Here is an 11,886-nt window from a genome sequence, read left to right on the forward strand (position 1 = left end):
GAGAGTCTAGGCGGCACCCGCTCCCCTGCGGCGAGACGCGAGGTCGCGGCTACAGCTCGTCGACGTGCGCGACGGAGCGCGAGGTCGCGACGAAGCCCATGCCGGTGTACAGCCCCAGCGCTCCGCTCGGGTTCTCGCTGTCGACGTCGAGCGCGATCCGCTCATGCCCGGCCGCGCGCGCCGTGCGCATCACCGCTGCCAGCATCGCCGGGGCGACGCCGCGTCGCCGCCAGTCGCGGACCACTCCGACCAGCGCGACGTAGCCGCCGACATAGCCCTGGCGATCGAAGTCGTCGGGGTTCACCTGCGTCTCGACGAAGCCGACGACCCGATCCCCGTCCCAGGCGACCAGCGAGAGCTCGACCGCGCGGGTGGGCAGGCTCCATCCCGAGTGCCACTGCTCGAGCGAGGTGGGCTGGCTGCCCCAGTGGTCGCGGAAGGCGTCGTTCTTGGCGAGGCGCACCGCCTCGCGGTCCGCATCGCGCGGGAGCTCGAAGCGCAGCCCGTCCGGCACCGCGATCTCGGGGATCGGCTCCGTGAGATCGCGCTCGAGCTTCGAGAACCAGCGCACCAGTGGCATCCCGGCACGGTCGAAGAGGCGCCGGGCATCCGCGGTCCGCTCTTCGGCGTATGCCATGATCCAGCCGGGCATCGCCGCATCCACGGCGGCGAGCTGTTCGCGGGCGCGCTGGCGCTGCCAGGCGAGCAGCTGGCGACCGAGGCCTCGGCCGCGGTGGTCCGGGTGCACGCCGCCGAACAGGATCGCGCGGGCGATCGTCTCCGGGTCGGGTGGTGCCATCACGTGCCCGAACGCGACGAAGCCGTCGGCGGTCTCCCCGATCAGCGTGTCGCGGGCGAGGTCCACCCAAGGATGGCGGAACTCCTCGTCGATCTCTTCGAGCGTCTCGACCCACTCGGGGTGGTCGGCGGATGCCAGGGCAGCGTAGAAGCCGAGCACCGCGGGGACGTCCTCGATCGTGGCGGGCCGCCAGGTGATCTCGGCCGTGTCAGCCGGGCGACGCGGCGCCTCCACCGCGCCGAGCCGTTCGCGCAGCGAACTCATCGTCATGCGGTGAATCTAGCGGATCGCTTCTTTCTCGGCGAGACGAAGAATGGGGGCCCCGAGGGGCCCCCATTCCGTGTCGAATCTCTCGACGACTACTTCTCGTCGTTCTCCGCGGCCGCGTCCTCGGCGGGGGCGTCCTCAACGGGAGCCTCCTCGACGGGGGTCTCCTCGACCGGCGCCTCCTCAACGGGGGCTTCCTCGGCGACGGGCTCGGCCTTGGCGGGAGCCGCCGCGGCCTTCGCCGGCTTGGCCTTCTTCGTGACGGGCTCGAGAACGAGCTCGATCACGGCCATCGGCGCGTTGTCGCCCTTGCGGTAGCCGGTCTTCGTGATGCGGGTGTAGCCGCCCTCACGCTCGGCGACGAGCGGCGCGATCTCGGTGAAGAGCTCGTGCACGACGCCCTTGTCCGAGATGACCGACAGCACGCGACGGCGCGCGTGCAGGTCGCCGCGCTTGGCGAACGTGATGAGGCGCTCCGCGAGCGGACGCAGGCGCTTGGCCTTCGTCTCGGTCGTCTGGATGCTCTTGTGGGTGAAGAGCGCCGCCGCGAGGTTCGCGAGGAGCAGACGCTCGTGGGCGGGTCCGCCTCCGAGGCGGGGTCCCTTCGTAGGCTTAGGCATGTCGTTTTTCCTTGGTTTCCTAGCTCAGAAGCGGCGGGGCGGCCGGCTCTAGAGGTTCTCTTCCTCGTCGTATCCGCCGTAGAAGTGTGCGCCGTCAAAGCCGGGCACGCTGTCCTTGAGCGAAAGGCCCATCTCGACGAGCTTGTCCTTCACCTCGTCGACCGACTTCTGGCCGAAGTTGCGAATGTTCATCAGCTGCGTCTCGGAGAGCGCCACGAGCTCGCTCACCGTGTTGATGCCCTCGCGCTTGAGGCAGTTGTAGCTGCGCACCGACAGGTCGAGGTCTTCGATCGGCATGCTGAGCTCGCTCGACAGAACGGCTTCGGCCGGGGCCGGGCCGATCTCGATGCCCTCGGCCGCGGTGTTCAGCTCGCGGGCGAGACCGAACAGCTCGGTGAGGGTGCGGCCGGCCGACGCGATCGCGTCGCGCGGGCTGATCGCCGGCTTGGTCTCGACGTCGACGACGAGGCGGTCGAAGTCGGTGCGCTCACCGGCACGCGTGGCTTCCACGCGGTAGGTGACCTTGAGCACGGGCGAGTAGATCGAGTCGATCGGGATCTGACCCGCTTCGCTGAACTCGCTGCGGTTCTGCGTCGCCGAGACGTAGCCGCGGCCGCGCTCGATGGTGAGCTCGAGGTCGAACGTCGCCTTGTCGTTGAGCGTCGCGATGACGAGCTCGGGGTTGTGGATCTCGACCCCGGCCGGCGCCGAGATGTCGGCGGCCGTGACCTGGCCGGCACCCTTCTTGCGCAGGTACGCCGTGATCGGCTCGTCGTGCTCGCTCGAGACGACGAGGTTCTTGATGTTCAAGACGATCTCGACGACGTCTTCCTTCACACCCGGAACGGTGGAGAACTCGTGCTGGATGCCGTCGAGGCGGATGCTCGTGACCGCAGCACCGGGAATCGACGAGAGGAGCGTGCGACGCAGCGAGTTCCCGAGCGTGTAGCCGAAGCCGGGCTCGAGGGGCTCGATGATGAAGCGCGAACGGAACTCCGAGATGTTCTCCTCGGACAGAGTGGGACGCTGTGCAATCAGCACGTTGGTGTTTCCTTTCGGCGAGAGCGTCCGCCATATGACGCTCACGGGAAGACGGCGGGTGGCTGGGCCGCCGGGTTATTGAATTGTCAGAACTGCGCCGCGGATCCGCGGGTGTGTCGGGTGCGCTCCGCGCGCGAAGCGCACCCGACCACGCCACGTGACTCTGTCAGCGCGGCGTCTGAGACTTAGACGCGGCGACGCTTCGGCGGACGAACACCGTTGTGCGCCTGAGGCGTCACGTCGTTGATCGTGCCGACCTCGAGGCCCGCCGACTGCAGCGAACGGATCGCCGTCTCGCGACCCGAACCCGGGCCCTTCACGAAGACGTCGACCTTCTTCATGCCGTTCTCCTGCGCCTTGCGCGCGGCCGCCTCGGCGGCCATGCCGGCCGCGTACGGGGTCGACTTGCGCGAACCCTTGAAGCCGACGTCGCCGCCGGAGGCCCAGGCGATGACCGCACCCGAGGGGTCGGTGATCGAGACGATGGTGTTGTTGAACGTCGACTTGATGTGGGCCTGGCCCACGGCGATGTTCTTCTTTTCCTTGCGGCGGGGCTTGCGCGCGGCCGACTTCGGGGTAGCCATTACTTCTTGCCTGCCTTCTTCTTACCGGCGACGGTGCGCTTCGGGCCCTTGCGGGTGCGGGCGTTGGTCTTGGTGCGCTGTCCGCGCACGGGAAGGCCGCGACGGTGGCGGATGCCCTCGTACGAGCCGATCTCGACCTTGCGGCGGATGTCGGCCTGCACCTCGCGGCGCAGGTCACCCTCGACCTTGTAGGTGCCCTCGATGTAGTCGCGAAGGGCGACGAGCTGGTCGTCGGTCAGATCCTTCACGCGGATGTCACCGGAGATTCCGGTTTCCTTGAGGGTGGCGAGGGCGCGCGTGCGGCCCACACCGTAGATGTACGTCAGTGCGACCTCCACGCGCTTTTCGCGCGGGATGTCGACGCCGGCGAGACGTGCCATGGTGGCTTCTCCTGGGAGTCATTCGGAGGTGTGACACACCGTCGGTGCCCGGGCCTCCGACCCGGGGTGTCCCCTCTCGCGAGGTTCTGACGATGCTGATTCAGCTATTCAGTTGTGGAGCTTGTGCGTGTCAGCCCTGGCGCTGCTTGTGGCGCGGGTTGGACTTGCAGATGACCATGACGCGACCGTTGCGGCGAATGACCTTGCAGTGGTCGCAGATGGGCTTGACGCTGGGGTTGACCTTCATTGTTCTCTCTCGCTGTCATCGTGCGCGGGCACCGTCAGGCGCCCGGCCGTTACTTTCCAGCAGTCCTTACTTGTAGCGGTAGACGATACGGCCGCGAGTCAGGTCGTAGGGGCTCAGCTCTACGATCACTCGGTCCTCGGGGAGGATCCGAATGTAGTGCTGACGCATCTTGCCCGAAATGTGGGCGAGTACCTTGTGCCCGTTGCTCAGCTCAACGCGAAACATCGCGTTGGGAAGAGCTTCGACCACCGATCCCTCGATCTCGATGACTCCGTCTTTCTTGGCCATAACCTCTCAAGCGCTCACGTGTGTACTGCTGGTCGTGCGGTGGGTGGGTGATGCAGGCACGCCCGAAGGCGCACGGCACCAAAGATCGAGCCTAGCCCATCGGGGGCGTTTTTGCCACACGCCGACACGGATGTCGGGTGCGGCGGGGTTGTGCGCTAAGCCGCGCCCAGATCGCGCGCGTCCAGCGCGGCGAAGATTCGTGCGGTGACCTCGTCGATCTCGCCGAGACCGTCGACCTCGATCAGGAGCCCGCGCTGGTCGAACATCTCGAGCAGCGGCGCCGTTTCGCGCTGGTAGACCTCTTGGCGGTGCCGGATGGCCTCCTCCGAGTCGTCCACGCGGCCCTGCTCGACCGAGCGCTGACGCAGACGCCGCACGACCTCCTCCTGGTCGGCGGCGAGCCGCACGACACCATCGAGGGCGTGACCGTGCGAGCCCAGCAGCTCATCGAGGTAGCGCACCTGGTCGGGCGTGCGCGGGTAGCCGTCGAGCAGGAATCCGCCCTGGGCATCCGCTTCGTTCAGGCGATCGGTGACAAGCGCGTTGGTGAGCGAGTCCGGGACGTAGTCGCCGGAGTCGACGATCGCCTTCACCTGCTTGCCCAGCTCGGTCTCGTTGGCGATGTTGAACCGGAAGATGTCGCCCGTCGAGATCGTCGGGATCTGGTACTTCTCCGCGATCCGCGCCGCCTGGGTGCCCTTGCCGGCACCCGGCGGGCCGACGATCAGCAGTCGGGTCACTTCAGAAGCCCCTCGTAGTGGCGCTGCTGCAGCTGCGAGTCGATCTGCTTGACCGTCTCGAGGCCGACGCCGACCATGATCAGGATGCTGGTGCCGCCGAACGGGAAGTTCTGGTTGGCGCCGACCAACACGAGCGCGATGAGCGGAATGAGCGCGACGAGGCCGAGGTAGATCGAGCCCGGCAGGGTGACGCGCGTCAGGACGTAGTCGAGGTACTCGGCGGTCGGCCGTCCGGCGCGAATGCCCGGAATGAAGCCGCCGTACTTCTTCATGTTGTCGGCGACCTCGTCGGGGTTGAACGTGATCGCGACGTAGAAGTAGGTGAACCCGACGATGAGCAGGAAGTACGTGAGCATGTACAGCGGGTGGTCGCCCGCCGTCAGCGTGTCCGAGATCCAGCTCACCCAGGCGGCCGGGGCTTCGCCCGACGCCGGCTGGTTGAACTGCGCGATGAGCGCTGGCAGGTACAGCAGCGACGAGGCGAAGATGACCGGCACGACGCCCGCCATGTTGACCTTGATCGGGATGTACGTGTTGTTGCCGCCGTAGGTGCGGCGACCGACCATGCGCTTGGCGTACTGGACGGGGATCCGGCGCTGCGACTGCTCGACGAAGATGACGGCGACCATGATCAGCACGCCGATCGCAAGCACGAGGATGAAGATCTCGATGCCGCGGGTGGTCGCGATGGTGCCGAGCGAAGTCGGGAACGTGGCAGCGATCGAGGTGAAGATCAGCAGCGACATGCCGTTGCCGATGCCGCGCTCGGTGACGAGCTCACCCATCCACATGATGACGCCGGTACCGGCCGTCATGGTGATGACCATGAGCAGGATGGCGTACCAGGCGTCGTTCGCGATCAGGTCGGAGCACTCGGCGACCGAGCCGGTCGGGAACAGCGCACCGGAGCGGGCGACCGTGATCAGCGTGGTCGACTGCAGCACGCCGAGCGCGATCGTCAGGTACCGGGTGTACTGCGTGAGCTTCGCCTGGCCCGACTGGCCCTCCTTGTAGAGGGTGTCGAAGTGAGGGATGACCACGCGCAGCAGCTGCACGATGATCGAGGCCGTGATGTACGGCATGATCCCGAGCGCGAAGATCGACAGCTGCAGGAGAGCCCCGCCGCTGAAGAGGTTGACCAGGTCGTACAGGCTCCCCGCGGTGGAGTTCCCGGCAAGACAGGCCTGCACGTTCTCGAACTGCACGAACGGCGCTGGGATGAACGACCCCAGGCGGAAGAGCGCGACGATGCCGAGTGTGAACCCGATTTTGCGACGCAGGTCGGGCGTGCGGAAGATCCGCGCGACGGCACTGAACACGACGCCTCCAGAAGTTTTTGGGACAGTGCGACCTTACCGGGTCGCAGAGACGGCGGCTCCCCACCGTGGGGAGCCGCCGTCAGAAACTACTTGACCGAACCGCCTGCGGCGACGATCTTCTGCTCCGCGGAGCTCGAGACCTTGTCGACCGTGACGTTCAGCTTGACCGCGATGTCGCCGCCGCCGAGAACCTTGACCTTCTCGTTCTTGCGAACGGCGCCCTTGGCCACGAGGTCGCCGACGGTGACGTCGCCGCCCTTCGGGTAGAGCTCGGCGAGCTTCTCGAGGTTGACGACCTGGTACTCGACGCGGAACGGGTTCTTGAACCCGCGCAGCTTCGGCGCACGCATGATCGAGTTGAGGTTTCCGCCCTCGAGCCCGGCCGCCACCTGGTAGCGCGCCTTGGTGCCCTTGGTTCCGCGACCCGCGGTCTTGCCCTTGGAGCCCTCACCGCGACCCACGCGGGTCTTGGCCTTCTTCGCGCCCGCAGCGGGACGGAGGTGGTGGGCCTTCAGGATCTGCGGGCGAGCCTCGCTGGGCTCGGCAGCCTTCTTGGCGGCGGGCTTCGCCGCGGCCTTGGCCGGAGCCTTCGCCGCCGGAGCCTTCTCGGCAGCGGCCTTCTCGGCCGGAGCCTTGTCAGCAGCAGCCTTGGCCGGAGCCTTCTTCGCGGGCGCCTTCTCGGCGGCCGGCTTGTCGGCGGCAGCCTTGGCCGGAGCCTTGGCGGCGGTCGACTTGGCAGCCGTCGTCGTGGCCGGAGCCTTCTTCGCGGGCGCCTTCTCGGCGGCCGGCTTGTCGGCCGCGGCCTTGGCCGGAGCCTTCTTCGCCGGAGCCTTCTTCGGAGCCGCCGCGGCGGTCTCCTTCTTGTCTTCCTCAGCCATTAGTCAATCTCCTCGACCTTCACGAGGTGGGCGACCGTGCGGACGTAGCCGCGGTTGGCCTGGGTGTCCTCACGCACGACGACGTCGCCGATGCGCTTGAGGCCCAAGCTCCGCAGCGTGTCGCGCTGGTTCTGCTTCTCGCTGATAACGGACTTGATCTGGGTCACCTTGAGGCGCGCAGCCATCATGAACCTGCCTTTGCACTTGCCGCGGCACGAGCGTCGGCCTCGGCGCGCACGAGGCGCTCCGGAGCGACGGCTTCGAAGTCGAGGCCACGACGTGCGGCCACCGCGCGCGGCTCTTCGAGCTGCTGCAGCGCCTCCACGGTCGCGTGAACGATGTTGATCGTGTTCGACGATCCGAGCGACTTGCTCAGGACGTCGTGGATGCCGGCGCACTCGAGCACCGCGCGGACCGGACCACCGGCGATAACACCGGTACCGGGGCCGGCGGGACGCAGCAGGACGACACCGGCAGCGGCCTCACCCTGCACGGGGTGCGGGATGGTCGCGCCGGAGCGCGGGACGCGGAAGAAGTTCTTCTTCGCCTCCTCGACACCCTTGCTGATCGCGAGCGGCACCTCACGCGCCTTGCCGTAGCCGACGCCGACCATGCCGTTGCCATCGCCCACGACGACGAGCGCCGTGAAGCTGAAGCGACGGCCGCCCTTGACGACCTTCGACACGCGGTTGATGGTGACGACGCGCTCGAGGAACTGGCTCTCCTCGCGGCCGCCACGCGCACCGCGATCGTTGCGCGGTCCACGCTCACGGCTGCCACGACGAGCCTCGCGAGGCTCGGTCGACGGCGCCGTCCCGGCCGCCGTCTCCACGACCTTGCCGGCCGCGACGGTGGTCTCGTCGGTCACGTTGTTCTGCTCCTGGTTTTCAGTGGCCTCGGTCACAGCTCCAGCCCTCCCTCGCGAGCGCCCTCGGCGATCGCGGCCACGCGTCCTGCGTAGCGGTTGCCACCGCGGTCGAACACGACTGCGGCGATGCCGGCCTTCTTGGCACGTTCGGCGACGAGTTCGCCGACCTTGCGGGCCTTTGCGGTCTTGTCGCCGTCGAAGGCGCGAAGATCCGCCTCGAGGGTCGACGCGGAGGCCACGGTGTGGCCCTTGCTGTCATCAACGACCTGCACGAAGACGTGACGGGCCGAGCGGGTGACGACGAGGCGCGGACGCTCTTCCGTGCCCACGATGCGCTTGCGCACACGGGTGTGGCGACGGGCGCGCTGCGCGGACTTCGAATCCGAACGCTTGACGATTCCAGCCATGATCACTTACCACTCTTTCCGGCCTTGCGACGAACGACCTCGCCGGCGTAACGCACACCCTTGCCCTTGTAGGGCTCGGGCTTGCGCAGCTTGCGAATGTTCGCCGCGACCTCGCCAACGGCCTGCTTGTCGATGCCCTTGACGGTCAGCTTGTTGTTGCCCTCGACCTCGAACGAGATGCCGGCGGGCGGGTCCACGGTGATCGAGTGCGAGTAGCCGAGAGCGAACTCGACCGAGCTGCCCTTCGACGCCACGCGGTAACCGGTGCCGACGACCTCGAGGCTCTTGGAGTAGCCCTCGGTGACGCCGACGATCTGGTTGGCGATCAGCGTGCGGGTGAGCCCGTGCAGCGAACGCGACTCGCGCTCGTCGTCGGGACGGGTCACGACGACCTGGCCCTCTTCGAGCTTGACCTCGATCGGGTTCTTGACGGTGAGCGACAGCTCGCCCTTCGGACCCTTGACGGCGACGGCCTGGCCGTCGATCGTCACGGTCACGCCGGCGGGCACGTCGATGGGAAGACGTCCAATACGCGACATGTCAGATCACCACACGTAGGCGAGGACTTCCCCACCCACGCCCTTCTTGGTCGCCTCGCGGTCCGTGAGGAGCCCCGAGGAGGTGGACAGGATGGCCACGCCGAGTCCGCCGAGGACGTGAGGGATCTCCGTCGACTTGGCGTACACGCGGAGGCCGGGCTTCGACACGCGCTTGATGCCCGCGATCGACCGCTCACGGTTGGGGCCGTACTTGAGGTCGATCGTGAGCGTCGAGCCCACGCGCGCCTCTTCGACCTTCCACCCGGAGATGTAGCCCTCCTTCTGGAGGATCTCGGCGATGTGGGTCTTGAGCTTGCTGTTCGGCAGCGAAACCGTGTCGTGGTAGGCGCGGTTCGCGTTGCGCAGACGGGTCAGCATGTCCGCGACCGGGTCTGTCATCGTCATTGTGTGTGTTTCCTTCGTTCAGCCGGTTTCGACATCCGCTAGCTCCTCAAGAGCACCGACCGGATGCCGACCTGGTTGATGGTCGACGGGGCGGTTGCCCCGTCGGGTGTTACTGGGGGTTCTCCGCCGACTTGAACGGGAAGCCGAGCGCGCGCAGCAGGGCGCGACCCTCGTCATCCGTCTTCGCGGTGGTGACGACCGTGATGTCGAATCCGCGGACGCGGTCGATCTTGTCCTGATCGATCTCGTGGAACATGCTCTGCTCCGAGAGACCGAAGGTGTAGTTGCCGTTACCGTCGAACTGCTTGTCGCTCAGGCCGCGGAAGTCGCGGATGCGCGGAAGCGCGAGCGACAGCAGGCGGTCGAGGAACTCCCAGGCACGGTCGCCGCGCAGCGTCACGTGGGCGCCGATCGGCATGCCCTCGCGCAGCTTGAACTGGGCGATCGACTTGCGGGCCAGCGTCACCTGCGGCTTCTGACCCGTGATGAGCGTGAGGTCCTTGATGGCCCCCTCGATCACCTTCGAGTCGCGTGCGGCTTCACCGACACCGGTGTTGACGACGATCTTGACAAGACCAGGAACCTGGTGCGGGTTGGTGTACCCGAACTGCTCGCTGAGAGTCTTGACGATCTCCGTGCGGTACTTCGACTTGAGTCGGGGCTGGATTGTGCCAGCCTCAGTCGTCGCGGCCATCAGATCACTTCTCCGGACTTCTTCGCGTAGCGCACGCGAACGGTCTTCTTGACGCCGTCCTTCTCGACGGTCTCCTCACGGAAACCGACGCGGGTCGGCGTCTTGGTCTTGGGGTCGACGAGTGCCACATTCGAGATGTGGATCGGCGCCTCGTGCGTCTCGATGCCGCCGGTCTTGGTGCCGCGCTGCGACTGCCCGACCTTGACGTGCTTCGTGACGTAGTTGACGCCCTCGACGATGACGCGGTTCTTCTCGGAGAGAACCTCGATCACGCGACCCTGCTTGCCCCGGTCACCGCCGCGGTCCTGCGAGGGACCGCTGATGATCTGGACGAGGTCGCCCTTCTTGATGTTGCGGCCCATAGTTAGAGCACCTCCGGCGCGAGCGAGATGATCTTCATGAACTTCTTGTCGCGCAGTTCGCGGCCGACCGGTCCGAAGATGCGGGTTCCACGCGGGTCCCCATCAGCCTTCAGGATGACGGCGGCGTTCTCGTCAAACTTGATGTAGGAGCCATCGGGACGACGCGTCTGCTTGACGGTGCGCACGATGACGGCCTTGACGACGTCGCCCTTCTTGACGTTGCCGCCCGGGATCGCGTCCTTGACGGTCGCGACGATGACATCGCCGAGACCGGCGTAGCGACGGCCGGAACCACCGAGCACGCGAATCGTCAGGAGCTCCTTGGCGCCGGTGTTGTCGGCGACCTTGACTCGAGATTCTTGCTGCAGCATGGCTTACTTCGCCTTCTCGTTGATCTCGACCAGACGCCAGCGCTTGGTCGCGCTCAGCGGGCGAGTCTCCGTGATCGTGACGAGGTCGCCGATGCCGGCGGTGTTGTTCTCGTCGTGAGCCTTGATCTTCGAGGTGCGGCGGATGACCTTGCCGTAAAGCGGGTGCTTCACGCGGTCCTCGACCTCAACCACGATGGTCTTGTTCATCTTGTCGCTCGTCACGTACCCGCGGCGCACCTTGCGGTAGCCACGCGCGCTCTCGTCGCGAACGTCGTGGGCGGCGGACTCGTGTCCGGCCTCGGCCTTCTTGACCTGTGCCATTACTTGCTCGCCTCCTCGGCGGTGTCAGCAGCCTCGACCTCGGGAGCCTCAGCGGTCTCCGACTTCTTGGCGGACTTCTTGGGCGCCTTCGCGGGAGCCTCGATCGGCGCGGGCGTGGCCCGAATGCCGAGCTCGCGCTCACGGATGACGGTGTAGATGCGAGCGATGTCGCGCTTCACGGCACGCAGGCGTCCGTGGCTTTCGAGCTGACCGGTGGCCGACTGGAAGCGCAGGTTGAACAGCTCTTCCTTGGCCTTCTTCAGCTCTTCGACGAGTCGCTCGTCTTCGTAGGTGTCGAGCTCGATCGGGGCGAGCTCCTTGGATCCGACGGCCATTACGCGTCGCCCTCCTCGCGCTTGATGATGCGTGCCTTGAGGGGCAGCTTGTGAATTGCACGGAGCAGCGCCTCGCGGGCGAGCTCCTCGTCAACGCCGGCGACCTCGAAGAGGACGCGACCCGGCTTGACGTTGGCGACCCACCACTCCGGCGAACCCTTACCGGAACCCATGCGGGTTTCGGCCGGCTTCTTCGTCAGCGGACGGTCGGGGTAGATGTTGATCCACACCTTTCCACCACGCTTGATGTGACGGGTCATCGCGATACGAGCGGACTCGATCTGACGGTTGGTGACGTACGCGGGAGTCAGCGCCTGGATCCCGTACTCACCGAACGACACCTTGGTGCCACCGGTGGCCTGGCCATCACGGCCGGGGTGGTGCTGCTTGCGGTACTTGACCTTGCGGGGAATAAGCATGA

At 66.7% G+C, this 11,886-nt stretch carries 21 protein-coding genes; all 21 read right to left on the minus strand.

The window, feature by feature from the left end; translation table 11 throughout:
• Nucleotides 1-49: 49 nt before the first annotated feature.
• Nucleotides 50-1,069, minus strand: coding sequence for a GNAT family N-acetyltransferase (locus ACR3ZA_RS06585; RefSeq protein WP_473661213.1), 1,020 nt, complete (start codon nucleotides 1,067-1,069; stop codon nucleotides 50-52).
• 89 nt (nucleotides 1,070-1,158) lie between these two features.
• Nucleotides 1,159-1,686 carry a 50S ribosomal protein L17 gene (gene rplQ / locus ACR3ZA_RS06590; RefSeq protein WP_473661214.1) on the minus strand — a complete coding sequence of 176 codons (528 nt, stop codon included), beginning with the start codon at nucleotides 1,684-1,686 and terminating at the stop codon, nucleotides 1,159-1,161.
• A gap of 48 nt (nucleotides 1,687-1,734) precedes the next feature.
• Entirely contained in the window at nucleotides 1,735-2,727 is a 993-nt protein-coding gene (locus tag ACR3ZA_RS06595; RefSeq protein ID WP_473661215.1) for a DNA-directed RNA polymerase subunit alpha, read from the minus strand.
• A gap of 185 nt (nucleotides 2,728-2,912) precedes the next feature.
• Nucleotides 2,913-3,311: a 30S ribosomal protein S11 gene (rpsK, locus tag ACR3ZA_RS06600; RefSeq protein ID WP_294178335.1), complete on the minus strand. Its 399-nt coding sequence runs from the start codon at nucleotides 3,309-3,311 to the stop codon at nucleotides 2,913-2,915.
• A complete protein-coding gene (rpsM, locus tag ACR3ZA_RS06605) occupies nucleotides 3,311-3,691 on the minus strand; it encodes a 30S ribosomal protein S13 (protein WP_294178336.1) in 381 nt (126 codons plus the stop codon). The genes rpsK and rpsM overlap by 1 nt, the downstream gene beginning before the upstream one ends.
• A gap of 130 nt (nucleotides 3,692-3,821) precedes the next feature.
• The gene (gene rpmJ / locus ACR3ZA_RS06610) at nucleotides 3,822-3,938 is read right to left on the minus strand and encodes a 50S ribosomal protein L36 (RefSeq protein WP_055821300.1); all 117 of its coding nucleotides are present in this window, start codon (nucleotides 3,936-3,938) and stop codon (nucleotides 3,822-3,824) included.
• A 66-nt stretch (nucleotides 3,939-4,004) separates the two neighbouring features.
• Nucleotides 4,005-4,226 carry a translation initiation factor IF-1 gene (gene infA / locus ACR3ZA_RS06615; protein ID WP_066056559.1) on the minus strand — a complete coding sequence of 74 codons (222 nt, stop codon included), beginning with the start codon at nucleotides 4,224-4,226 and terminating at the stop codon, nucleotides 4,005-4,007.
• A gap of 155 nt (nucleotides 4,227-4,381) precedes the next feature.
• Nucleotides 4,382-4,966: an adenylate kinase gene (locus tag ACR3ZA_RS06620; protein WP_473661216.1), complete on the minus strand. Its 585-nt coding sequence runs from the start codon at nucleotides 4,964-4,966 to the stop codon at nucleotides 4,382-4,384.
• Nucleotides 4,963-6,285, minus strand: a complete 1,323-nt coding sequence (gene secY, locus ACR3ZA_RS06625; RefSeq protein WP_473661217.1) for a preprotein translocase subunit SecY — start codon at nucleotides 6,283-6,285, stop codon at nucleotides 4,963-4,965. The genes ACR3ZA_RS06620 and secY overlap by 4 nt, the downstream gene beginning before the upstream one ends.
• A gap of 86 nt (nucleotides 6,286-6,371) precedes the next feature.
• The gene (gene rplO, locus ACR3ZA_RS06630) at nucleotides 6,372-7,163 is read right to left on the minus strand and encodes a 50S ribosomal protein L15 (RefSeq protein WP_473661218.1); all 792 of its coding nucleotides are present in this window, start codon (nucleotides 7,161-7,163) and stop codon (nucleotides 6,372-6,374) included.
• Entirely contained in the window at nucleotides 7,163-7,348 is a 186-nt protein-coding gene (gene rpmD, locus ACR3ZA_RS06635; RefSeq protein WP_271119459.1) for a 50S ribosomal protein L30, read from the minus strand. Before rpmD ends, rplO begins: the two co-directional genes overlap by 1 nt.
• Complete coding sequence (rpsE, locus tag ACR3ZA_RS06640; protein ID WP_473558460.1) at nucleotides 7,348-8,031, minus strand: 30S ribosomal protein S5; 684 nt, start codon at nucleotides 8,029-8,031, stop codon at nucleotides 7,348-7,350. Before rpsE ends, rpmD begins: the two co-directional genes overlap by 1 nt.
• Before the next feature lie 32 nt (nucleotides 8,032-8,063).
• On the minus strand, nucleotides 8,064-8,438 hold the full coding sequence (rplR, locus tag ACR3ZA_RS06645) for a 50S ribosomal protein L18 (protein ID WP_294178426.1): 375 nt from the start codon (nucleotides 8,436-8,438) through the stop codon (nucleotides 8,064-8,066).
• A 2-nt stretch (nucleotides 8,439-8,440) separates the two neighbouring features.
• Complete coding sequence (gene rplF / locus ACR3ZA_RS06650; RefSeq protein ID WP_473661219.1) at nucleotides 8,441-8,977, minus strand: 50S ribosomal protein L6; 537 nt, start codon at nucleotides 8,975-8,977, stop codon at nucleotides 8,441-8,443.
• A gap of 6 nt (nucleotides 8,978-8,983) precedes the next feature.
• Nucleotides 8,984-9,382, minus strand: coding sequence for a 30S ribosomal protein S8 (gene rpsH, locus ACR3ZA_RS06655; protein ID WP_473552124.1), 399 nt, complete (start codon nucleotides 9,380-9,382; stop codon nucleotides 8,984-8,986).
• A gap of 109 nt (nucleotides 9,383-9,491) precedes the next feature.
• Entirely contained in the window at nucleotides 9,492-10,076 is a 585-nt protein-coding gene (gene rplE, locus ACR3ZA_RS06660; protein ID WP_473661220.1) for a 50S ribosomal protein L5, read from the minus strand.
• A complete protein-coding gene (gene rplX, locus ACR3ZA_RS06665) occupies nucleotides 10,076-10,438 on the minus strand; it encodes a 50S ribosomal protein L24 (RefSeq protein WP_294178356.1) in 363 nt (120 codons plus the stop codon). The genes rplE and rplX overlap by 1 nt, the downstream gene beginning before the upstream one ends.
• Nucleotides 10,439-10,440: 2 nt before the next feature.
• Nucleotides 10,441-10,809 carry a 50S ribosomal protein L14 gene (gene rplN, locus ACR3ZA_RS06670; RefSeq protein WP_473552129.1) on the minus strand — a complete coding sequence of 123 codons (369 nt, stop codon included), beginning with the start codon at nucleotides 10,807-10,809 and terminating at the stop codon, nucleotides 10,441-10,443.
• 3 nt (nucleotides 10,810-10,812) lie between these two features.
• A complete protein-coding gene (rpsQ, locus tag ACR3ZA_RS06675) occupies nucleotides 10,813-11,130 on the minus strand; it encodes a 30S ribosomal protein S17 (protein WP_294178360.1) in 318 nt (105 codons plus the stop codon).
• Nucleotides 11,130-11,465: a 50S ribosomal protein L29 gene (rpmC, locus tag ACR3ZA_RS06680; RefSeq protein WP_473661221.1), complete on the minus strand. Its 336-nt coding sequence runs from the start codon at nucleotides 11,463-11,465 to the stop codon at nucleotides 11,130-11,132. Before rpmC ends, rpsQ begins: the two co-directional genes overlap by 1 nt.
• The gene (rplP, locus tag ACR3ZA_RS06685; protein ID WP_473661222.1) at nucleotides 11,465-11,884 is read right to left on the minus strand and encodes a 50S ribosomal protein L16; all 420 of its coding nucleotides are present in this window, start codon (nucleotides 11,882-11,884) and stop codon (nucleotides 11,465-11,467) included. Before rplP ends, rpmC begins: the two co-directional genes overlap by 1 nt.
• Nucleotides 11,885-11,886: the final 2 nt, after the last annotated feature.

This window comes from Herbiconiux sp. J20-20 (assembly GCF_057365085.1).

Coding starts and splice junctions, on each gene's coding strand:
- ACR3ZA_RS06585 (WP_473661213.1), bottom strand. CDS start 1,069: ATGACGATGAGTTCGCTGCGCGAACGGCTCGGCGCGGTGGAGGCGCCG.
- rplQ (WP_473661214.1), bottom strand. CDS start 1,686: ATGCCTAAGCCTACGAAGGGACCCCGCCTCGGAGGCGGACCCGCCCAC.
- rpsK (WP_294178335.1), bottom strand. CDS start 3,311: ATGGCTACCCCGAAGTCGGCCGCGCGCAAGCCCCGCCGCAAGGAAAAG.
- rpsM (WP_294178336.1), bottom strand. CDS start 3,691: ATGGCACGTCTCGCCGGCGTCGACATCCCGCGCGAAAAGCGCGTGGAG.
- rpmJ (WP_055821300.1), bottom strand. CDS start 3,938: ATGAAGGTCAACCCCAGCGTCAAGCCCATCTGCGACCACTGCAAGGTC.
- infA (WP_066056559.1), bottom strand. CDS start 4,226: ATGGCCAAGAAAGACGGAGTCATCGAGATCGAGGGATCGGTGGTCGAA.
- rplO (WP_473661218.1), bottom strand. CDS start 7,163: ATGGCTGAGGAAGACAAGAAGGAGACCGCCGCGGCGGCTCCGAAGAAG.
- rpmD (WP_271119459.1), bottom strand. CDS start 7,348: ATGGCTGCGCGCCTCAAGGTGACCCAGATCAAGTCCGTTATCAGCGAG.
- rplR (WP_294178426.1), bottom strand. CDS start 8,438: ATGGCTGGAATCGTCAAGCGTTCGGATTCGAAGTCCGCGCAGCGCGCC.
- rplF (WP_473661219.1), bottom strand. CDS start 8,977: ATGTCGCGTATTGGACGTCTTCCCATCGACGTGCCCGCCGGCGTGACC.
- rpsH (WP_473552124.1), bottom strand. CDS start 9,382: ATGACGATGACAGACCCGGTCGCGGACATGCTGACCCGTCTGCGCAAC.
- rplE (WP_473661220.1), bottom strand. CDS start 10,076: ATGGCCGCGACGACTGAGGCTGGCACAATCCAGCCCCGACTCAAGTCG.
- rplX (WP_294178356.1), bottom strand. CDS start 10,438: ATGGGCCGCAACATCAAGAAGGGCGACCTCGTCCAGATCATCAGCGGT.
- rplN (WP_473552129.1), bottom strand. CDS start 10,809: ATGCTGCAGCAAGAATCTCGAGTCAAGGTCGCCGACAACACCGGCGCC.
- rpsQ (WP_294178360.1), bottom strand. CDS start 11,130: ATGGCACAGGTCAAGAAGGCCGAGGCCGGACACGAGTCCGCCGCCCAC.
- rpmC (WP_473661221.1), bottom strand. CDS start 11,465: ATGGCCGTCGGATCCAAGGAGCTCGCCCCGATCGAGCTCGACACCTAC.
- rplP (WP_473661222.1), bottom strand. CDS start 11,884: ATGCTTATTCCCCGCAAGGTCAAGTACCGCAAGCAGCACCACCCCGGC.